The organism is Acinetobacter sp. AR_0276 (assembly GCF_003000705.1).
Classification (GTDB): Bacteria; Pseudomonadota; Gammaproteobacteria; order Pseudomonadales; family Moraxellaceae; genus Acinetobacter; species Acinetobacter nosocomialis.
On the sequence record NZ_PSQO01000004.1, the window covers coordinates 2,775,840 to 2,796,769 of the forward strand.

The 20,930-nt window shown below is 39.9% G+C and carries 14 protein-coding genes and 1 other RNA gene; 12 read left to right on the forward strand and 3 right to left on the reverse strand.

Translation table 11 applies throughout. The features are described from left to right. The first annotated feature begins 161 nt into the window (after positions 1 to 161). Positions 162 to 635 carry an OsmC family protein gene (locus CSB87_RS14160; RefSeq protein WP_023188451.1) on the forward strand — a complete coding sequence of 158 codons (474 nt, stop codon included), beginning with the start codon at positions 162 to 164 and terminating at the stop codon, positions 633 to 635. A 74-nt stretch (positions 636 to 709) separates the two neighbouring features. On the opposite strand, the gene CSB87_RS14165 is transcribed toward CSB87_RS14160, so the two are convergent. Further along, positions 710 to 1,087, reverse strand: a complete 378-nt coding sequence (locus tag CSB87_RS14165) for a VOC family protein (protein ID WP_004641669.1) — start codon at positions 1,085 to 1,087, stop codon at positions 710 to 712. Positions 1,088 to 1,466: 379 nt separating this feature from the next. Here CSB87_RS14165 and CSB87_RS14170 point away from each other — a divergent pair, with 379 nt between their 5' ends. Both CSB87_RS14170 and CSB87_RS14175 read left to right on the forward strand, forming a co-directional pair. Next, a complete protein-coding gene (locus tag CSB87_RS14170; RefSeq protein ID WP_004888356.1) occupies positions 1,467 to 1,919 on the forward strand; it encodes an ABZJ_00895 family protein in 453 nt (150 codons plus the stop codon). A gap of 83 nt (positions 1,920 to 2,002) precedes the next feature. Continuing rightward, positions 2,003 to 2,908 carry a TIGR01777 family oxidoreductase gene (locus CSB87_RS14175; RefSeq protein WP_004888354.1) on the forward strand — a complete coding sequence of 302 codons (906 nt, stop codon included), beginning with the start codon at positions 2,003 to 2,005 and terminating at the stop codon, positions 2,906 to 2,908. Here CSB87_RS14175 and CSB87_RS14180 read toward each other — a convergent pair. Both CSB87_RS14180 and hemB read right to left on the reverse strand, forming a co-directional pair. Further along, positions 2,900 to 4,015, reverse strand: coding sequence for an NAD(P)/FAD-dependent oxidoreductase (locus CSB87_RS14180; RefSeq protein ID WP_004888353.1), 1,116 nt, complete (start codon positions 4,013 to 4,015; stop codon positions 2,900 to 2,902). The genes CSB87_RS14175 and CSB87_RS14180 overlap by 9 nt on opposite strands. A 25-nt stretch (positions 4,016 to 4,040) precedes the next feature. Then, positions 4,041 to 5,054: a porphobilinogen synthase gene (gene hemB / locus CSB87_RS14185; RefSeq protein ID WP_009504019.1), complete on the reverse strand. Its 1,014-nt coding sequence runs from the start codon at positions 5,052 to 5,054 to the stop codon at positions 4,041 to 4,043. Positions 5,055 to 5,196: 142 nt separating this feature from the next. Here hemB and CSB87_RS14190 point away from each other — a divergent pair, with 142 nt between their 5' ends. The 9 genes from CSB87_RS14190 to CSB87_RS14230 all read left to right on the forward strand — a co-directional run bounded on the left by CSB87_RS14190 (position 5,197) and on the right by CSB87_RS14230 (position 20,928). Then, complete coding sequence (locus CSB87_RS14190) at positions 5,197 to 5,694, forward strand: thioesterase family protein (protein ID WP_004710212.1); 498 nt, start codon at positions 5,197 to 5,199, stop codon at positions 5,692 to 5,694. A 267-nt stretch (positions 5,695 to 5,961) separates the two neighbouring features. Beyond that, positions 5,962 to 7,113 carry an EmrA/EmrK family multidrug efflux transporter periplasmic adaptor subunit gene (locus CSB87_RS14195; RefSeq protein ID WP_006581382.1) on the forward strand — a complete coding sequence of 384 codons (1,152 nt, stop codon included), beginning with the start codon at positions 5,962 to 5,964 and terminating at the stop codon, positions 7,111 to 7,113. A gap of 6 nt (positions 7,114 to 7,119) precedes the next feature. Beyond that, complete coding sequence (locus CSB87_RS14200) at positions 7,120 to 8,643, forward strand: DHA2 family efflux MFS transporter permease subunit (RefSeq protein ID WP_004888346.1); 1,524 nt, start codon at positions 7,120 to 7,122, stop codon at positions 8,641 to 8,643. A 302-nt stretch (positions 8,644 to 8,945) separates the two neighbouring features. Further along, positions 8,946 to 10,931 carry a gamma-glutamyltransferase gene (gene ggt, locus CSB87_RS14205; RefSeq protein WP_004888345.1) on the forward strand — a complete coding sequence of 662 codons (1,986 nt, stop codon included), beginning with the start codon at positions 8,946 to 8,948 and terminating at the stop codon, positions 10,929 to 10,931. Positions 10,932 to 11,093: 162 nt separating this feature from the next. Next, positions 11,094 to 11,453, forward strand: a transfer-messenger RNA (tmRNA) gene (ssrA, locus tag CSB87_RS14210). Positions 11,454 to 11,541: 88 nt separating this feature from the next. Continuing rightward, complete coding sequence (locus CSB87_RS14215; RefSeq protein ID WP_004888344.1) at positions 11,542 to 13,821, forward strand: type I restriction-modification system subunit M; 2,280 nt, start codon at positions 11,542 to 11,544, stop codon at positions 13,819 to 13,821. Then, a complete protein-coding gene (locus CSB87_RS14220; RefSeq protein WP_004888343.1) occupies positions 13,821 to 15,206 on the forward strand; it encodes a restriction endonuclease subunit S in 1,386 nt (461 codons plus the stop codon). Before CSB87_RS14215 ends, CSB87_RS14220 begins: the two co-directional genes overlap by 1 nt. Beyond that, a complete protein-coding gene (locus CSB87_RS14225; RefSeq protein WP_004888331.1) occupies positions 15,203 to 18,469 on the forward strand; it encodes a type I restriction endonuclease subunit R in 3,267 nt (1,088 codons plus the stop codon). Before CSB87_RS14220 ends, CSB87_RS14225 begins: the two co-directional genes overlap by 4 nt. An 83-nt stretch (positions 18,470 to 18,552) precedes the next feature. Continuing rightward, entirely contained in the window at positions 18,553 to 20,928 is a 2,376-nt protein-coding gene (locus CSB87_RS14230) for an McrB family protein (RefSeq protein ID WP_004888328.1), read from the forward strand. Positions 20,929 to 20,930 lie beyond the last annotated feature (2 nt).

The window sequence follows — 20,930 nt, forward strand, 5'->3', positions numbered from 1 at the left end:
AGCCAAAATAAACACAGATACGTTAGCATAAATTGGCAGGAGATTTTATCAAGACATTTTAAAGTGCTCGTTATTTAAGCCAGCAATGAAACCTGAATTATTTTGTCCCTTTAAGCTTTGCTTTGTTACTATCAGGTCAAACCATGAACTTTGAGAACAAAATGGCTATTCATAAATACGAAGTAAAAATACAGTGGGAAGGCAATACGGGTACAGGCACTTCATCTTATCGTTCTTATAAACGAGACTTTAGTATTCAGCATCCTCAAAAGGCTACTATTCAAGGTTCATCAGACCCTGCCTATTTAGGCGATGTGACCAGATGGAACCCGGAAGATTTATTGGTCGCGTCAGCTTCAGCTTGTCATAAGCTTTGGTATTTACACCTTTGTGCAGTCAATCATATTCACGTTGTGAGTTATGTTGACCATGCACTTGGGTTTATGGAAGATACAGATCCGGTCAAACGTGGTCACTTTACCCAAATTATTTTAAGGCCTGAGGTTGTGTTAGAAAAAGGTGCTGACCCAGAGCTTGCAGCAAAACTACATGAAGAAGCACATCACGAATGTATGATTGCCAACTCGGTAAATTTTCCAATTACATGTGAAGCCAGCTTTAGCTTTGTTGAATAATTAAAATAAAATAGCCACCGATAAAAAGCGGTGGCTATACATTAAAAATAAATTAGAGTTGTTAAATAAAATCTTTAAGCTGCATTTTCATCGACTTGGAAAATACCAAAAACGTTGTGGTCTAAATCGACAAAATAGCCATGCCAAGCGCGGCCCGGAATAGCGAATTTATCCATTGCGACAATACCACCTTGCGCTAAAATTTTTGCAGCTATCTCATCGAAATTTTCCACCTGAACCGAACAAGTAAATGCATTGGTGCCATATTCCATTGGCGGTGTTTGAGCAGGGCGTTTTAATAGACCACCCATAATTGAAGGTGTCTCTATGCGGTAATATTCAATAGGTAAGCTTTCATCGAGTTTAAATTGCCAGCCAAACACAGCTTGATAAAACTGCGCATCGCGGGCAGGGTTTGAAGACTGGATTTCGAAATAGGCAATATTGTTCATATTATTTAAATCGTATTTTTATGGTGTAAAAAGTATACGCATAGCCTTTATAGCCACGAAAGCACTATTGTGTATGGTGAGCGTAAAATAAATGAAAGTGCTAGAAAATAAAAACCGACGATTCGAGTGATGAGAGAATCGTCGGTCAAAGACTTCATCAAGGGTTTCGGCTGCTAACAAAACCTAATCCGAAGGAAGAAAGAGTCGTAATGAAAGGTCACCGAAACAATTTTGCGGATGCCGTGCAAAGGAAGTATTCGGTTGCTGCGACCTTGTTACCCTATATAACGTCAAGAGATCAGGATTGGTTGACAGAAAAATGAAAAAAAATCGAAAAAAATTTATAATTATTTTTTGAACCCATAAATTAGGCAAAAATATGACCAAATTACGCTCTTACTTTCTCTGGTTTTTTGCTTTGTGCATCGTGCTTACCTTAATTGTCGGTGTGATTGCAGCACTATTACCAGCGAGTGTAGGCGGTATTTTAACAGCCGTTCCATATTTAGGCGCAATGATTTTTGTCTTATTTAGATTTTTAAAGAAAGAACGCCGTGCACCGACTGTACCAGAAAAAAAGAAATTTACTTTAGGCTTTACCCTCATATTTTGGGGCTATAACTTGTGTGGTGTTTTGTTCGGTCTGTTTTTATTTGCCAGAAAAGACCCTGAGATTTTGCAAAACTTTATGCTTTACCTCAAGCAGCCTCAGTTCTTAAGTATTATGGTCATTATGATTTTAATGTTGGCTATTCCGTTGTATTTAATTACTTACTGGTTTTATGGCAAACAGGCACAGCGTATGGCAGACAAAATGTTTAATGTGCAATAGATCACTACGAAAACTCATACGATTAAATATAAATGAGTCTTATACAATAAAATAAAACTTGAATCCTCAGCTTAGGAGGAAATATGAATAAGAATGTATTAATTACTGGTGCCAGTGGCTTTATTGGAACGCATTTAATTAAGTTCCTATTACAAAAAAATTATAACGTGATTGCGGTGACACGGCAGGCTGGAAAGGAATCTGACCATCCTGCCTTGCAGTGGGTGCAAAAGTTCGAAGATATCTCAACCCATAAAATTGATTATGTAGTGAATTTGGCGGGTGCAAATATTGGTGAGAAACGCTGGACCGAGTCACGTAAAAAACAACTCATTGAAAGCCGTGTGAATACAACCCGAAAACTTTATGCGTGGCTCAAGCAATCTCAAATTTTTCCCGAAGTGATTGTCTCTGGCTCTGCCATTGGTTATTACGGCATAGATGCTCAAGAAAAGTGGACAGAGGTGTGCACTGAACAAAGCTCGCCACAGCCTATTTTTATGTCCGAGCTTTGCCAAGAGTGGGAGCGCGCAGCGTTAGCAGACGCTCAGCAAAATACTAAAATTATTCGTTTAGGCGTAGTGTTCGGGCAGGGTGGTGGTATCTTGCCTAAAATGTTATTTCCTATACGACTTAATTTAGTCGGTCAAATTGGTCACGGGCGCCAGCCTGTGGTTTGGGTACATATTGAAGATGTGTTAAATGCCATCGAGTTTATATTTCAGCATCCTCAATCCGCTCAAATTCATAATGTGGTAGCGCCAGAAAATGTGACCCAACAAGCTTTTGTTGATCAAGCTGCACAAGTTTTAAATAAGAAACCAATGTTGTCAGCGCCGAGCACAGTTTTCCGCTGTTTGTTAGGAGAGCAGTCGCAATTGATTTTGAATGGGCAATACGTTAAACCTGCTGCCTTACAAGCTGAAGGATTTGAGTTTGCTTATCCTCAATTAAAAATGGCTTTAGAGAATATACTCGCCTCAGGCTAATATTTTATTTTGCAAACGCTCTGGTGAATATGCTTTGGCATCAACTAATGTTGGTTGACCTAGCATAAGCTGACGAAGCAATTGTGCAGAACCTGCGCCCATACACAAACCATTTCTAAAATGACCAAAGTTTGCCCAGAGGTTGTCCATTTCAGGCATTTTGCCAATGTATGGAACACCGTTTGGTGAACTTGGTCTGAGGCCTGCCCAGCGATGTACAATCGGGAAATCGGCCAGTTCAGGCACCATTTCTAAACATGCTTCTAAAATATTGTGCTGAGTCGTTTCGTCGGTAGAGGTGTCAAAACCACGATGTGCCATACTTGACCCACACACGATATGACCGTCCATACGTGGAATCAAATACATGACTCGATTCATACACATGGTCGGTAGCCAGTGAGCAGGGGTTTTAAATAACAGCATTTGACCTTGCACAGGTTCGACTGGAATTTCGAGTTGTAATTGAGAGTTCCAGTAATGGCTCCAAGCGCCTGAAGTTATTACAAAATGGTCTGCTGTATGTTTGCGACCATCTTCGGTTTGGAGCGCTTGTATCACATCACCTTGTTGAATCAGTTTTTTAACCGGAGTGTGTTCAAAAAACTCAACATTTGGATGTTGCTTTAAATAGCGAATCAGGGACTGTAATACACGCGGATTACGAATATTAGACAGTTCAGGAAAATAAATCGCTTCTTGAAACTGATCGGAGATATGCGGATTGACTTGCTCTAGGGCATCTCTTTGTAGATATTCACAGCGCTGCATCGGTTCTTGATGCTGCTCGGCGTAGGAAAGCCCGACGTCAAAATCTTCTTCATCAAAAATCAGCATGCCTGTGTCATGAATTTCAAAATCAATCCCTGTAATAGGGTAGAGCTTTTGGTTCCATGCTTGATAAGAGGCTTTACCAAATTGAGCGAGTTGGTTCACTGCATGCACATAGCGCCACGGGTACATCGGAGAGAGGATACCTCCACCAGCCCAAGAGGCTGCTTGTCCCGCTTGTTGTTGATCAAAAATGCTGATGGTACAGCCGTGTTCAACCAACTCCAGCGCAGACATTAATCCACTTATGCCCGCGCCAATGATTGCAATATGCATGCAGTGTTATCCTTTCTCTGCGAACTTAGTTCATTTCCTTGAGTTTTTCAGCAGCGGTTTCTGCAAAGTAAGTCCAGATTCCGTCTGCACCTGCACGGCGGCAGCACATGAGTGATTCTAAAATCACTGATTCTGATAACCAGCCATTTTGAATTGCGCCCGCTAACATTGCGTATTCGCCACTCACTTGATAAATGAATGTTGGAATACCAAAGGTATCTTTCACTTCACGTACCACATCCAGATATGGCATGCCCGGTTTTACAATCACCATGTCGGCGCCTTCTTGAATATCAAGCGCAACTTCGTGTAATGCTTCGGCACGGTTACCAAAGTCCATCTGGTAGTTATATTTATTACCACCTTTTAGGTTGGTTGCAGAGCCAACAGCATCACGGAATGGACCATAGAAGCTTGATGCATATTTCGCAGAGTAGGCCATGATGTTGGTATAGATGTGACCATTGGCTTCTAAAGCTTGACGAATTGCGCCAATACGGCCATCCATCATGTCACTTGGTGCAACGACATCGGCGCCTGCTTCTGCGTGACTCAATGCTTGTTTAATCAAGCATTCTACAGTCTCGTCATTGAGTACATAGCCAGTTTCATCAATAATGCCGTCTTGACCATGAGTCGTATATGGGTCGAGTGCACCATCAGTAATTAAAACCATTTCTGGCAATTCTGTTTTAAGCAAACGACAAGTGGTCTGAACTAAACCATCTTCACGCCATGCAGCTTCTGCGGTAAGGCTTTTATCTTCTTGAGGTGTTACAGGGAAAAGAGCCAGTTTTGATACACCTAATTCCAGAAGTTTTTCAGCTTTTTTCAGTAATAAATCTGCCGACAAACGCTGAATGTTTGGCATACTTGGAATATCTTGGGTCTGATTTTGTCCCGGTAATACAAATACTGGATAAATCAAGTGATTGGTAGTGAGCTGTGTTTCGCTGACCATCGCACGCAACTGGTCATTTTTACGGATACGGCGCATGCGAGTAGCTGGAAATGCAGGACGATTGAACGTATAAGTCATAACAATCTCGATGTTCGGTATTACACTAGGATAGGTTGGCGGATATTCCATTACTGTCAACCGACTGCTGTATTGTAGACCCATAATGCTAGATTTGTACAAAATTATGGGTATTTATCATGCTTTTAAATTTAGGCAACGTATGAGTGATGAAAAGAAAAATTGGACGGGGAACATACAATTAGGCGCTAAAACTGACCTAAATGTGGTTCTCAACCAATTGTGTAAAGCGTTTAATAATTGTCCTTTTTTTAAGCATAGTGGAATGATTATGCGTGTGGTAGATGGGCATATTGAAGGCTATGTTGAAATGAAACCTGATCTCATTGGCAATTTGGCTTTTCAGGTTTTGCATGGTGGTGTGGCTGCAACTTTGCTCGATAGCATTGGTGGAATTGTGGCAATGGAACATCTCTATCGTCGCTCAACGCCGGAAACCCTGCCTGAAACCATTAAACAGGTTACACGCTTGGCGACCGTCGATATGCGTGTAGATTATTTGGCGCCGGGACGCGGTAAGTATTTTATTGCGCGTGCAGAAGTGTTACGTTTAGGTCGTAAAGGCTGCACTATGCGTATGACGATGGTGAATGATGAAGATAAACCCATCGCTGCGGGGATCGCTTCATATGCCTATTAGGCGATGAATTGAACACTTTAAAAGCGCCATGTGCGCTTTTTTTAGTGCTTGAAAAGCTAGAATTTTCATAAAAATCTTGAGATAAACATTAATTTAATTAGAACGAACGCATGAGTTATATTTTTTTATTCTCACATCATGAGGTTTTAGCGTTAAAATTGACTGCTTTGACAATGCGATATGTCTTGTTTATAGAATAATAAAAACTCTATAACAAGGTGTAGTGCAAGATTGATGGCAAAGCCAACTCATCTTTAGGAACATACCATGACTGATGCACAAAGCAATGTACAAGAAACAGTGCCAACAACATCTGCCTCGGATGACAACAACCAAAACAAGCGCAAAAAATTTCTTGGTTTTTTTGCGCTGATTTTATTGATCGCCGCTATTTTATATGCAATCTGGGCATTATTTTTAAATCACTCGGTGAGTACAGATAATGCTTATGTCGGTGCAGAAACCGCGCAAATTACCTCAATGGTGAGTGGTCAGGTCGCTCAGGTTTTGGTAAATGATACTCAAACAGTACATCGGGGTGATGTGCTGGTTCGTATTGATGACCGTGATGCCAAAATTGCATTGGCACAAGCCGAGGCAGAGCTTGCCAAAGCAAAACGCCAATACAAACAGACTGCGGCAAACAGTAGCTCATTAAACTCTCAAGTTGTGGTCCGTGCTGACGAAATTAACAGTGCCAAAGCACAAGTTGCCCAAGCACAGGCCGACTATGACAAAGCTGCTTTAGAGCTTAATCGCCGTGCGCAGCTTGCTGCTTCTGGTGCGGTATCTAAAGAAGAACTCACCAAAGCACAAAGTGCAGTTGAAACTGCTAAAGCAGGACTAGAGCTTGCTAAAGCTGGCTTGGCACAAGCGACTTCTAGCCGTAAAGCTGCCGAAAGCACTTTAGCTGCAAACGAAGCCTTAATTCAGGGTGTAAGCGAAACATCGACTCCGGATGTACAAGTTGCACAAGCACATGTGGAACAAGCTCAGCTTGACTTGGAACGTACCGTAATACGTGCACCAGTTGATGGTGTCATTACACGTCGTAATATTCAGGTTGGACAACGCGTTGCACCGGGTAGCAGTATGATGATGATTGTGCCGCTGAACGATTTATATGTAGATGCTAACTTCAAAGAAAGTCAGCTGAAAAAAGTCCGCCCAGGTCAGCCAGTCACATTAACGTCTGATTTATATGGCGATGATGTTGAATACCACGGCAAAGTGGTGGGCTTCTCTGGTGGTACAGGCTCTGCCTTTGCCTTAATTCCGGCTCAAAATGCAACAGGTAACTGGATTAAAGTAGTTCAACGCTTACCAGTTCGTATTGCACTGGATCCGAAAGAACTTGCTGAACACCCACTACGTGTTGGCTTGTCGATGGAAGCAAAAGTCGACTTATCTGCGAAGTAAACGCTTATGAAAACGCAAACACCTTTTGCCGAGTTAAGCGGTGGACGTTTACTACTGGCAGCGTTTGTTATTGCCTTGTCGAACTTTATGGTCGTACTTGATACGACCATTGCCAACGTTTCTGTACCGCACATTACCGGTAACCTTGCTGTTTCAAGTACACAAGGGACATGGGTCGTTACTTCATATGCAGTTGCAGAAGCGATTTGTGTACCTTTAACGGGCTGGCTGGCTGGCCGTTTTGGGACGGTACGGGTCTTTATTCTTGGTTTAATTGGCTTTACGGTCTTTTCTTTCCTGTGCGGTTTGGCAACATCGTTAGAAATGTTGGTGTTTTTCCGTATTGGGCAGGGCCTTTGTGGTGGTCCACTTATGCCACTCAGCCAAACCTTGCTTATGCGTATTTTCCCACAAGAAAAACATGCGCAGGCAATGGGCCTATGGGCAATGACCACAGTCGTTGGACCAATTTTAGGGCCAATTTTGGGTGGTCTGATTAGTGACAACCTATCTTGGCACTGGATCTTCTTTATTAACTTACCGGTCGGTATTGTCTGTGTATTAGCAGCAATGCGCTTGTTAAGAGTAGCAGAAACAGAAACCATTTCTTTACGAATCGATACCGTTGGTTTAGGCCTGTTAATTCTCTGGATTGGTGCGTTACAGCTTATGCTCGACTTAGGGCATGAACGTGACTGGTTTAATAGCACGAGCATTGTGGTTTTAGGCTTAACTGCCGCCATTGGCTTTGTGGTGTTCCTGATATGGGAACTCACCGATAAACATCCTGTGGTAGATGTCAAAGTCTTTAGGCATAGGGGCTTTGCTATTTCGGTACTGGCCTTATCGCTTGGCTTTGGCGCATTCTTTGGCAGCATTGTATTGATACCACAGTGGCTGCAAATGAACCTTTCCTATACCGCGACGTGGGCCGGATATTTAACTGCAACCATGGGCTTTGGTAGTTTGACCATGTCACCGATTGTGGCAAAACTTTCGACCAAACATGACCCACGTGCGCTGGCGAGCTTTGGTTTAATTTTGCTGGGCATTGTGACTTTAATGCGGGCATTCTGGACCACAGATGCCGACTTTATGGCACTGGCTTGGCCGCAAATTTTGCAAGGTTTTGCTGTACCATTCTTCTTTATTCCACTGTCTAACATTGCACTTGGTTCAGTGCTCCAGCAAGAGATTGCATCTGCTGCAGGCCTCATGAACTTCTTAAGAACCATGGCAGGGGCGATTGGTGCTTCAATTGCAGTGACCGTATGGGATGACCATGCCAAAGTTGCCCGTAGTGAAATGGTATCAAACCTGAACCCAACCGAAGTACAAAACACACTTCTGCAAAATGGTTTTACGACTGACTCGACGCTTGGAATTATTTCAAACCTTGTCGATAAAGAAGCCATTACTATGTCAGCAAACCATGTGTTTTTGCTATTTGCGATTGTGTTTGTCTTTGCTGGGCTGGTGATTTGGCTGTGTCCAAAACCCAAACAGGTCAGCGGCATGCCTTCTCACTAAACATCAAAAAGCATCTCTTCGGAGGTGCTTTTTTTAGGCCTACTAAAAAATAGCGAGTTTATAAATAGAAAAATTTGCCTGTATTTTAAGAAATAAAACATGCCAGAGTTGAGCAAATCAGTTATAAAAGAGTGTGATATCAAGCGAGGAGGCATAACACAGGGCACAGGATTAATGCCCTTAATCATTTAATATTATTAAAACTTTATTTTTATCAAAGATTAAAAAACTGAAGACCTGAAAACAAAGAAGCTTGCATGGCAATTGCATGGATAGGCAGGCGTATATATTGGAGTTATCACGTGAATAAAAGATATTCATTTTTGTTCAGTAGCTTATTAGCAGTCGGTTTATTACAAGGATGTGGAGATGACTCCTCGTCAGATCAGCCCAAGGATGATTCAAATACAACCCTGCCCAATTTAATTGTAGATAATGACCCCACCAGTTGTAGCAAACTGGCACAAGACGGTTCAAGCGTGGTGGTCGGTTCAAACCAAAATGGTGACCCAGCAGCGCCAGAGGGTGCATCGGGTTATAGACTCGGTAACACGGTTAAATACGCAGATAAATATATGGTGGTGGCAAACACGCCACTTGCAGTAAAAGCAGGTTGTGATGTTTTAAAAGCAGGCGGTAGCGCAGTTGATGCAGCCGTAGCGGTACAAGCCGTGCTTGGTTTGGTCGAGCCACAGTCGAGCACCATTGCTGGTAGTGGTTTTATGATGTATTACGATGCCAAAACCAAGCAAGTCACTGCTTATGATGGCCGTGAAACCGCACCAGCGGCAGCCAACGAATTTTATTTAATTCGCCAAAATATATATGACCCAAATTCACCTCCGCCTGTACCAAGTGCGCGCCGTAGTGGTCGCTCGATTGGTGTGCCGGGTGTGATGCGTTTGCTTGAACAAGCCCAAAAAGAACATGGCAAACTTAAATGGAACCAGCTTTTTGGTGAAGCGATTGGTTTGGCTGACAATGGTTTTCGTATTCCGGGGCGTTTGGCAGATGCTATTGCAAGTAATGCAAGCAATTTAGCACTCGATGCAAATGCAATGGCAACCTATTTCTACCCAGATGGATCACCACGCAAAGTCGGTGAGACCATGACCAATAAAGCCTATGCCAGAACACTTGAAGCACTCGCTTCACAAGGGGCAAATGCTCTCCACACTGGACCTATTGCACAAGCCATTGTGGCAAAAGCAGGGCAAACCGTAGGGGATGACCCAGCAAAAACTCCAATTACCCCAAGTTTGATGACCTTGCAGGATTTATCGAACTATCAGGTGAAAAAACGCGACCCGATTTGTACAACGTACCGTGACCGTTACTACGTATGTACCATGCCGCCTCCATCTTCGGGAGGAATTGCAGTTGCACAGACGCTGGGTATTTTAGAAAACTTTGATATGTCGCTGTATCCACCTAAGAACCCTGAAAATGAAGGTGGTGTGCCCGATGTCATGGGTGTGCATTTAGTGTCTGAAGCAGAGCGTTTGGCCTATGCTGACCGTGATAAATATGTCGCAGATACCGACTTTGTTCGTTTGCCGGCACAGGGTATTCCAAGTTTTATTGATAAAAATTACTTAAAACAACGTGCAGCACTGATTAACCCGAACCAAAGTATGGGCGTAGCACCAGCAGGTAATTTCAATACAGCGGCAGGTGTAGATACCACTGTTGAACATGGCACAACTCAGTTTACGATAGTAGATGCCTATGGCAATGTGGTTTCAATGACATCGACTGTTGAATCGAGCATGGGCTCATTCCACATGGTGGATGGCTTCTTGCTGTCAAACCAGTTAACTGACTTTAGCGCGAACCCTTATGACAGCACTGGGGCGCTGGTTGCCAACCGTGTAGAAGGTGGCAAACGCCCACGTAGTACTATGGCACCAACCTTAGTGTTTAAAGGCACCACGCCAGATGAGTTTTATATGGCAACGGGTTCACCAGGCGGCGGTACGATTATTCAATATGTAGTTAAAACTTTAGTGGGAGCGTTGGACTGGAACTTAAATGCACAGCAGGCCACTTCGCTTGTAAACTTTGGCGCGACCAATAGTCCAAATACCAATATTGATAGCTCGAATGTACAGCTTTCCTTAGTTGACCTAATTGAAGGTTTAAAAGCAAAAGGGCATGGCATTTCTAATACTGCGCAAACCAGTGGTATTTCAACGATTATGAAAGTAAATATAAATAATCAAAGCAAATACGCAGGTGGGGTAGACCCACGCCGTGAAGGGATTGTGTTAGGCAATGGTGCTTTATAGGCTAAACTTTAAAAAAAAGCTGTCATTTTTGGCAGCTTTTTTATAAGGGGCCTTGAAAAAAACAAAAGGCACTCAATTATGTAAGTATGTTCATCAGTGGCAGACTGTTGATAAAATGCACAGCATTTTATTTTATTTATGCTATGATGTGCAGACATTCATGGGGATGTTATTGGCTTCGACGCCGGTGATGAAACTCATAGATGCATGCCGAGAGCGCATTTTCTCTCGTAAATAAAATTTGCATTTAAATAGTCGCAAACGACGAAACTTACGCTCTAGCTGCCTAAGGGCCGCTTGTCCGCTTCCTAGAATACTTGTGGTCTGGGAACCCGACTGAAGCGCACGCACACAAGTCCGTATAGAGTCAAGCCTCGGGGCTTTATACCAAACTTAGAGGATCGCACCTTGTACCCTGTTCGTCGGGTCACTTGGTGTTAAAACAATAGACGATATCTAAGCATGTAGTATTCTCGAGCGTAGTGCTGGCGGACGCGGGTTCAACTCCCGCCATCTCCACCAAGATTCGAAAAAGCCCCAAATATTAATTATTTGGGGCTTTTTTATTGACCAATTAAAATTAACGGTTGTACATAAGGTTTTAGTAAACATGACAAATACGAACTTTTCTCAGGTTGCTGCTTTTATTTGGTCTGTTGCTGACCTATTACGAGGAGATTTTAAGCAATCTCAGTATGGGAGAGTAATTTTACCTTTTACATTACTACGCCGTTTAGAATGTGTATTTGAATCTAGTAAAGCCAGTGTTTTAGAGGCAAATGAGAAAGTGAAGGCTATGCCTTTACCAGAAGAAGCAAAAGAAAAAATTTTATTAAAAGCAACAGATGGCCTATCTTTTTTTAATACCTCAGAGCTTGACTTGAGTAGTTTAGGGCAAAAGAATATTCGAGCAAATCTTGGTAATTACATTCAACACTTCTCAAAAGATGCGCGTGAAATCTTTGAACATTTTAAGTTTGATGAGTTTACGGGTTTACTGGATGATGCAAACTTACTTTATAAAGTCATTCAGAAATTTGCTTCAACCGATTTAAGTCCAGAAAATATTTCTAACCATGATATGGGCTTAGTATTTGAAGAACTTATTCGACGTTTTGCTGAAAGTTCGAATGAAACCGCAGGGGAGCACTTTACTCCACGAGATATTGTACGACTCACCACTGGCCTAATTTTTAGCCAAGATGATGATGCCTTAAATAAAGAGGGTGTGATTCGAACCATTTATGACCCAACTGCTGGAACAGGTGGTTTCTTATCCTCAGGTACGGAATATGTTTATGAACATAATCCTGAAGCAGTGATGCGTGTTTTTGGTCAGGAATTGAATCCAGAGTCTTATGCCATTTGTAAAGCGGATATGCTCATTAAAGGGCAGGATGTCCGTAATATTAAGCTCGGAAACACATTATCTAACGACCAACTCGCTTATGAAAAGTTTGACTATATGCTGTCTAACCCTCCATTTGGTGTGGACTGGAAAAAGATTGAAGACGAGATTAAAGATGAGCACCAACAAAAGGGCTTTAATGGTCGTTTTGGAGCTGGTTTACCCCGTGTATCTGATGGTTCACTGTTGTTCTTGATGCATTTGATTAGCAAGATGCGCGATGTGGATAGCACTGGTCAAGGCAGCCGTATTGGAATTATTTTAAATGGTTCACCATTGTTTACAGGTAGTGCTGGCAGTGGTGAAAGTGAAATTCGTCGTTATATTTTAGAAGCGGATTTGCTCGAAGCGATAATCGCCTTACCTACAGACATGTTCTATAACACAGGTATTGCGACCTATGTTTGGGTGCTCAGCAATAAGAAAGATGCTGAACGTAAAGGCAAAGTGCATTTAATTAATGCGTCGAACCTCAGCTCGAAAATGCGTAAGTCACTTGGTTCAAAGCGTAACTATCTAACAGAATCAGAAATTAGGACAATTACCCAAAACTATGGCGCGTTTGAAGCAGTAGATACACTGACTTTAGATGGTGAAAGTGAACAGCAAAAACCATTCTCAAGCAAAATTTTTAACAGCTATGAGTTTGGCTATCGCCGTGTGACCATTGAACGTCCGTTACGTTTATCAGCGCAATTGTCTGATGACCGAATTGCAACTTTACGTTTTGCGCCTAAGCCATTTAATGCCGTGATGCAAAAAGTCTATGAAAGCTATGGCAAAGATTGGACTGAGACAAGCTATGGGCAGTTGAGTGACGATGCTCAAGTTGAAATTCGTGCTCTGATTAAAGCTGAATTTAGCGAACTGAAAGAAAAAGATATTAAAACTGTACTTGAGCCAAAACTCTGGCTTGAACAACGGGCTTTAATGCGTAAAGCACAAAGCTTACAAACCAAGATCGGTACAGCACAGTTTGATGATTTTAATATCTTTGATGAGCTACTTAAACAGGCTTTAAAAGACAGTAGCATTAAACTCGAAGGCAAAGAGAAAAAGCAGTTCTTGGATGCCGTCACTTGGAAAAATCCAGAAGCTGAACCATGCATTAATAAAGTGATTAAGGGTAAAGAAAACCCGCTATATGGTCAGTTTAGCTATAAAGCTAAAGTAGTTGAGTTTGTACAGGATGGCGATTTGCGTGATGCAGAAAATATTGCGCTTGACCACCCAAGCCAAAGCACCATCGATTTAATTGAGTCTTATTTTAAGCGTGAAGTACAACTGCATGTGCCTGATGCATGGATTAATGCCGATAAGCGTGATGCACAGGATGGCGAGATTGGCATAGTCGGTTATGAGATTCCGTTTAACCGTCATTTTTATGTGTATCAACCGCCACGTGATTTGGCGGAGATCGATGCTGACTTAGATGCGGTGAGCCGTGAAATTATGGCACTGCTGCAAGAGGTGCATTCTTAATGATGAGCTATTCTGAATTCAAATATAGTGATTATTTTAAAACTGAATTACCTTCGCACTGGCAAGAAAAGCGGTTGGGCTTTCTTTCTATGCAAACAAAAAATGCTTTTGTAGACGGACCTTTTGGTTCAGATTTAAAATCGGATGATTATTTGGATGAAGGTATACCTTTAATCCAATTAAATAACATACGAGATGGAAAGCATATTCTTCGCAACATGAAATTTATCTCGCAAAATAAAAAAATAGATTTGATTCGACACTTAGCATTACCTCAAGACATAGTGATAGCTAAAATGGCTGAGCCAGTGGCTAGAGCAGCCGTTGTATCAGATGAATATGATGAATACGTAATTGTTGCAGACTGTGTCAAATTAAGCCCTGACTTAGAATTAGTGGATTTAAATTTTTTAATTTGGGCGATTAATTCAGATTGTGTAAGGGAAAACGCTGAACTCGTTTCAACAGGCACAACACGTATTAGGATTAACTTAGGTGAATTAAAAAAACTTAAAGTCCCTTATCCTTCTTTATCTGAACAAGTCAAAATTAGACAATATCTCGACCATGAAACCGCAAAAATTGATACCCTTATTGCCAAACAAGAAGAGTTGATTGCACTGCTTAAAGAAAAACGCCAAGCAGTGATTAGTCATGCTGTGACTAAAGGTTTAAATCCAAATGTACCGATGAAAGATTCAGGTGTGGAATGGTTAGGGGAAGTGCCTGAGCATTGGACTGTGAGTAAATTTGGTTATATTTCTCAAGTAGTCCGTGGTGGTTCGCCACGTCCTGCTGGTGATCCAGCATTGTTTAATGGTGATTATTCACCATGGGTAACAGTTGCCGAAATTACAAAGGATGATGAGCTATATCTTACAAGTACAGAAACTTTCCTGACAAAGAAAGGTAGTGAGCAGTGTCGAGTTTTTCAATCAGGCACTTTGTTGCTTTCGAATAGTGGTGCAACACTTGGAGTTCCTAAAATCTTGTCTATCAATGCTAATGCAAACGATGGTGTAGTTGGATTTGAGGATTTAAAAATAGACATAGAGTATGCTTATTTTTATTTATCCATTTTGACAAATGATTTACGTGAAAGAGTTAAGCAAGGTTCAGGGCAACCAAACTTAAATACAGATATCGTCAAAGCTATTCCGATAGCAATTCCACCTGAAAATGAAATTAAGAAAATTGTTGTAGACATCAAAAAGAAAATTGATCATTTCTCTAAGTTAATGGGATCGGCTGAAAAGGCTATTCAACTCATGCAAGAACGCCGTACAGCCCTTATTTCAGCAGTCGTAACAGGTAAAATTGACGTTCGTAACTGGCAACATTTGAATAAAAATAATAATCAAGATAACATGGAGTTAAGTGCATGAGATCAGATGTAACTTTAGAAACGATTTTCCAGAAAGATATTATTGATCAAATGCAAAGCCGCGGTTGGCAGGTGGGTTCAGCGCAGGGCTACAACCGTGAAAAAGCACTTTATGAGCAAGATGTTTTAGACTTTGTACAAAAGACCCAAGACTTAGAGTGGCAAAAATTTAAAAGTATTTTCCCCAATGATACTGAGCGTCATTTTTTAGATACCGTCGTAGCACAGCTTAAGAAAGCGGACATTAACGCCACAGATATTGAATCCCGCAGTTATGGGACTTTGGGCGTATTGCGTCATGGACTGAAAACCCGTGGTACACGCTTTTCATTTTGCCAGTTTAAACCTGAACATGGTTTAAACCCACACTTAAATGAAATTTATAAACAGAATATTTGTCGTGTTGTACCTGAGTTGGTGTATAGCCCATATGCTAACAAAGCCGAACTCGAAGCAACAGGTAAACAAGCAAAAAAATGGCGCATCGATTTAGTCCTGTTTATTAATGGCTTTCCTGTGGCAACACTGGAACTCAAGTCAGAGTTTAAACAAGCCGTGCAAAATGCCATGGCACAATATAAAAAAACACGTCTGCCAAAAGACCCTGAAACCAATAAGCCAGAACCGTTATTGACCTTTAAACGAGGTGCATTGGTACATTTTGCGGTGAGCCAGTATGAAGTCTATATGGCAACTCACCTCAATGGTGACAATACCTATTTCTTGCCATTTAACAAAGGCACCAAAGAACAGGGGGCAGGTAATGACGTACCTGAAGATGTGAATGAATATGCCACAGGTTATCTGTGGAATGAAGTTCTAACCCCAGATAGCTTGCTTAATATTATTGGTAACTTTATTCATTTACAGATTGAAGAAAAAGAAGATTGGGAAGGGCGTAAATATAAAAAAGAAAGCCTGATTTTTCCCCGTTATCACCAATGGAAAGTCGTGACCAAATTAGTCGAAGACTCCTTGGCACAAGGCACAGGACAAAAATATTTGATCCAGCACAGTGCAGGTTCAGGTAAATCTAATTCAATTGCATGGACCGCACATCAACTGTCTAGCCTATATGATGCTAACAATAAAAAGATGTTCGATTCTGTGATTGTAGTGACTGACCGAACGATTCTCGATGCACAGCTACAAGATACTATTTATCAGTTTGAACATGCTGACGGTGTGGTCGGACGAATTAATAATAAAGAAGGTGATGGTTCCAAATCTGAAAAATTGGCAAAAGCTTTAGAGATGGCGCAGCCAATTATTATTGTGACCATTCAAACTTTCCCATTTGTACTGCGTGCTATTGAAAATAGTACCAGCTTAAAAGAACGTAAATATGCCGTAATTGCCGATGAAGCACATTCTTCGCAAAGTGGTTCAACTGCACGCCAGCTAAAAGAAACTTTGATGCTTGAGGAGCGTGATGAGGATGATCAGCTTACTTCAGAAGATGTATTAGATGCGGTCATGGCTTCACGTAAAGGGAGTGAAAATTTAAGTTTCTACGCCTTTACGGCAACACCAAAAGATAAAACATTACAGCTCTTTGGTCGTTTGCCGAATCCTGAACTACCGCCATCCAAAATCAATAAGCCCGAAGCCTACCATGTCTATTCAATGCGCCAAGCGATTGAGGAAGGGTTTATTCTGGATGTTCTAAAGAACTATACCAACTATAAAGTCATTTATAAGCTTAAGCAAAAGATTGAAGAAAAAGACGATCAGGTTGATGCCAAGAAAGCTAAGATCAAACTCAATCAATGGGTACGTCTACATGACCATAATATCTCGCAAAAAGTACGAGTGATTATTGAACATTTTAAAAAGAATGTAATGGGCTTATTGGGTGGGCAAGCTAAAGCCATGGTCGTTACCAGTTCACGAAAAGAAGCGGTACGCTATAAGCAGGCTTTTGATAAATATGTGGCAGAACATAAATATACCAATATCCAAGCGATGGTAGCATTTTCAGGTGAGGTTGAGTTTTCGGAAAATGATGCAGATAGTAGTCATTTAATTGGGAAAAAATTTACTGAGAGTAATATGAACCTAAACTTGAAAGGACGTGAAATGCGTAAGGCATTTGATAGTGATGACTTTCAAGTAATGATTGTGGCAAATAAGTTCCAAACAGGTTTTGATCAACCAAAACTTTGTGCGATGTACGTCGATAAAAAATTAGGTGGTGTGGAATGTGTACAAACCTTATCACGCTTAAATCGTATCTATCCTGGTAAGGCAGAGTCTGGCACATTTGTACTAGATTTCTTTAACGATCCGCAAGATATTTTGGATGCGTTCCAACCTTATTACCAAACAGCAGAACTAGCAGACGTTTCTAATCCTGATATTGTCTATGACTTAGCTGAAAAACTTAAAGCGGCACGTATTTTCTTAATGACCGAAGTTGAACAATTTGTTGATGCTTTCTATAGCAAAAATAAATCCAATGCTGCACTTGCCAATATCTGTAAACCTGCGATGCAACGTTGGCAGCAAAGTTATACGAAAGCAATTAATGATTATGATGTGACAAAAAATCGTTTGGAAATTACTAAACGAACAGGCGAACCCGTTTTAATTGCCAATGCTGAAAATGAATTTGCCGAAGCGAAAAAAGCGCGTGATGCACTCGAAATCTTTAAAAAGGATTTAGGTAGTTTTACGCGCTTTTATGAGTTTATGTCGCAGATTGTAGAATATGACGATAAAGAACTCGAAAAAATCAGTTTATTCGCTCGTAACTTACGTCCTTTATTGCGTGAGCAAGCGGCTGATGAAGATGTGATTGACTTAAGTAATGTTGCTATGAGCCATTATCGACTCTCTAAGATTCGGCAGCAGGATATCCAACTTAAAGCCAATAGTACTGAACATAAATTAGAACCAGCTAATGATTTGGGTACGGCAAAGCCAAAAAATAAAAATGAAGAATTTTTATCAGTCATCTTGCAGCGTGTAAATGAAGTATTTATTACCGATAAGCTGACAGATCAGGACATGATTAATTATGTATATACGGTAGCAGACAAGATGTCTGAAAACACTAAAATGATGAAACAAATTCAAAATAATACTCGTGAACAAGCAATGTTGGGGGAGTTTGATAGTGCTTTAGATGATGCTGTTTTAGATAGTAATACTGCACATAATGAACAAACTATGCAGTTGATGAGCGATCCAGCTAAGATGCGTCAGTTTGCGAATATTATTTATGATGTATTAGCAAGCAAAGAGAATAAATCGGTAAATTAGTTTGAGTGCCGTAAAATTAAAAAAGGGGAAAGCTGATTAGTACCTCAATCAGTTATAGATAAATAGTATTTAGTGAATAATTTATGAATAGTAATGAACTTTATCAATTATGGGATGAGTTTTTAGAGTCATGGCCTGTACAACGAGTAGAAGCAATGACATTAGAAGAATATACCAAAGCTGGTGATCCTGATTCATTTATGAATTGGGTTGAGTTTAGAACCAAACCACTTGCAACTATTTCGGGTACATCTTCTTTTATATTTGGAATTTATAGTAGAAAAGATCAAACAGCTAAATCAAATACAAAAAATAATATCTATGAAGATCAATATGCTTGGCGAGTTGCTTATGGTCGCACCAAGGAGAGTGCTTTTCAGCATGTAAAGACTCAAATTTTAGCTGTAATTAAAGCGATTCAGAATAATGATCTTCATAAAATAGAAGACATAGATCTAATTAAAACAGTGAAGTGGAAAATCGCGTTTTTATATCAAGATCGAAATAACTTAAAAATTATTCCAACTTTTGCTGAGCAAAGATTACGTTATTTAACTGGTGTAGGCCTTAAAGATAAAGATTTCACCATAGAGAAGGCGTACCAGCAATTAATAAGCGAGAAAGGAGATCAGGACTTATTTGATTTTAATAGTGCTTTGACTCAAAAATATTTGGAAGCAAATCCAAAAGATAAGTTTAATACGCAAATTGCATATGATTATATGCATGAACGTTATCCTGAATTTGAAAAAAATACTGAATATTTATTTGTTATAGAAAATAAATATAACTATGAATTAGCTTTAGAAACAACAAATTTTGATAAATCTAGTCCACGACTATTTCTTAAATGTATACCACCTAAATATATAAAAGGATTACAAGTAAATTCAATTCTTAAAGGAAAAAGTCCTAATAGTAATTTAGAGAGTACAAAAACACTCACAAGAAATGATGAGTTTGTACAAGTGATAGTTACAAACATGCAGCAACTTGAGGCATTTTGTAATTGGTGGGATGAGTTAAATGAAAGTAATCAAGATAGCTCGGAAGCATCAAAGCTGGAAGTAAGTCAAATGGAAGAAATAGCACAACCTTTAAACCGTATTTTATTTGGCGCTGCTGGTACAGGTAAGACATACCATACGATCAATCATGCACTTTCAATTATAAAGAATAGTTCCTTAGAGAAAATTTTAATCGAAGAAAGAAAACTTGGTCGTAAAGTTTTAAAAAAACAGTTTGACGAGTACAGAGAACAAGGAAGAATAGAGTTTGTAACTTTTCATCAAAGTTTCAGTTACGAGGATTTTGTAGAGGGGATTCGTGCAGAAAGTAAAAAAAATGAAAAAAATGAATATATTGTTCACTACCCTATAATATCGGGCATATTTAAAAGAATTTGTGAAAATATAAAAAAAGAGAAAGAAAGGATTGATTTTGGTGATGATTACGTTAGTGATGAGAGTATTCAAAAAGCACTAAATGAGTTAATTGAAAAAGTCAAAAAACAGGAAACTTCATTTTTTACAAAGACTGGCTATGAGTTTATATTAAGATTAAACCAAAATGGAAAACTTGCTGCACGAGCGGTATCGGGTAAAGGCAGTACAACCTCATTATCTCATCCAGCAATTGCTAGATATCTCAAAGATCAATCAGATGAAATAATTGCAAATAAAAGTTATGAATGGGCAATCGCGAAAGAGCTACGCCAAGAAGTAAAAAAAGAAAAATATAAATCTGATTATATTCAAGAACCTTATATTTTAATTATTGATGAAATAAACCGTGGGAATATTTCTCGTATTTTTGGTGAGTTAATTACTTTAATAGAAGAATCAAAACGTACAGGGGCAGAAGAAGAACTATCTGTCACTTTGCCATATTCTAAACAGGAATTCACTGTACCAAGTAATCTTTACATTATCGGTACTATGAACTCTTCTGACCGTTCATTAACCGGTTTAGATGTTGCCCTACGCCGTCGATTCACTTTTATTGAAATGCCACCTAGACCAGATTTACTTAAAGATAAAAATGGACAACCTATTCAGATTAATGCCGTAAATCAAGAAGGCGTGAATATGTCTGTAAACATTTCTGAATTGCTTACAGTTATTAACCAACGTATTGAAGTACTGTTGGATCGAGATCATTGCATTGGGCATGCTAACTTTATGTCGCTAAATAGCCAGTCGACAGTAGAGGAATTGGCTCAAATTTTTAAACAAAAAATTATTCCACAACTTCAAGAATATTTTTTTGATGATTGGTCAAAAATTAATATGGTATTAAATAGGAATGGTATGTTGGAAGCTACTTCTTTAGAAAGATCAAAGATTTTTCCAAACGTTAATACAGAAGAAATAGGTTTCTTTGATGAACAAAAAATATGGAATTTGGTAGAAAGTGAATTTGATAATATTCAAAGCTTTGCAAAGATTATTAAGCATTAATT

What these genes read in the sequence shown, in the direction of transcription:
- CSB87_RS14225 (WP_004888331.1), top strand. Translation starts at nt 15,203, where the DNA reads ATGAGATCAGATGTAACTTTAGAAACGATTTTCCAGAAAGATATTATT.
- CSB87_RS14175 (WP_004888354.1), top strand. Translation starts at nt 2,003, where the DNA reads ATGAATAAGAATGTATTAATTACTGGTGCCAGTGGCTTTATTGGAACG.
- CSB87_RS14220 (WP_004888343.1), top strand. Translation starts at nt 13,821, where the DNA reads ATGATGAGCTATTCTGAATTCAAATATAGTGATTATTTTAAAACTGAA.
- CSB87_RS14165 (WP_004641669.1), bottom strand. Translation starts at nt 1,087, where the DNA reads ATGAACAATATTGCCTATTTCGAAATCCAGTCTTCAAACCCTGCCCGC.
- CSB87_RS14230 (WP_004888328.1), top strand. Translation starts at nt 18,553, where the DNA reads ATGAATAGTAATGAACTTTATCAATTATGGGATGAGTTTTTAGAGTCA.
- CSB87_RS14160 (WP_023188451.1), top strand. Translation starts at nt 162, where the DNA reads ATGGCTATTCATAAATACGAAGTAAAAATACAGTGGGAAGGCAATACG.
- CSB87_RS14180 (WP_004888353.1), bottom strand. Translation starts at nt 4,015, where the DNA reads ATGCATATTGCAATCATTGGCGCGGGCATAAGTGGATTAATGTCTGCG.
- CSB87_RS14215 (WP_004888344.1), top strand. Translation starts at nt 11,542, where the DNA reads ATGACAAATACGAACTTTTCTCAGGTTGCTGCTTTTATTTGGTCTGTT.
- CSB87_RS14200 (WP_004888346.1), top strand. Translation starts at nt 7,120, where the DNA reads ATGAAAACGCAAACACCTTTTGCCGAGTTAAGCGGTGGACGTTTACTA.
- CSB87_RS14170 (WP_004888356.1), top strand. Translation starts at nt 1,467, where the DNA reads ATGACCAAATTACGCTCTTACTTTCTCTGGTTTTTTGCTTTGTGCATC.
- CSB87_RS14195 (WP_006581382.1), top strand. Translation starts at nt 5,962, where the DNA reads ATGACTGATGCACAAAGCAATGTACAAGAAACAGTGCCAACAACATCT.
- hemB (WP_009504019.1), bottom strand. Translation starts at nt 5,054, where the DNA reads ATGACTTATACGTTCAATCGTCCTGCATTTCCAGCTACTCGCATGCGC.
- CSB87_RS14190 (WP_004710212.1), top strand. Translation starts at nt 5,197, where the DNA reads ATGAGTGATGAAAAGAAAAATTGGACGGGGAACATACAATTAGGCGCT.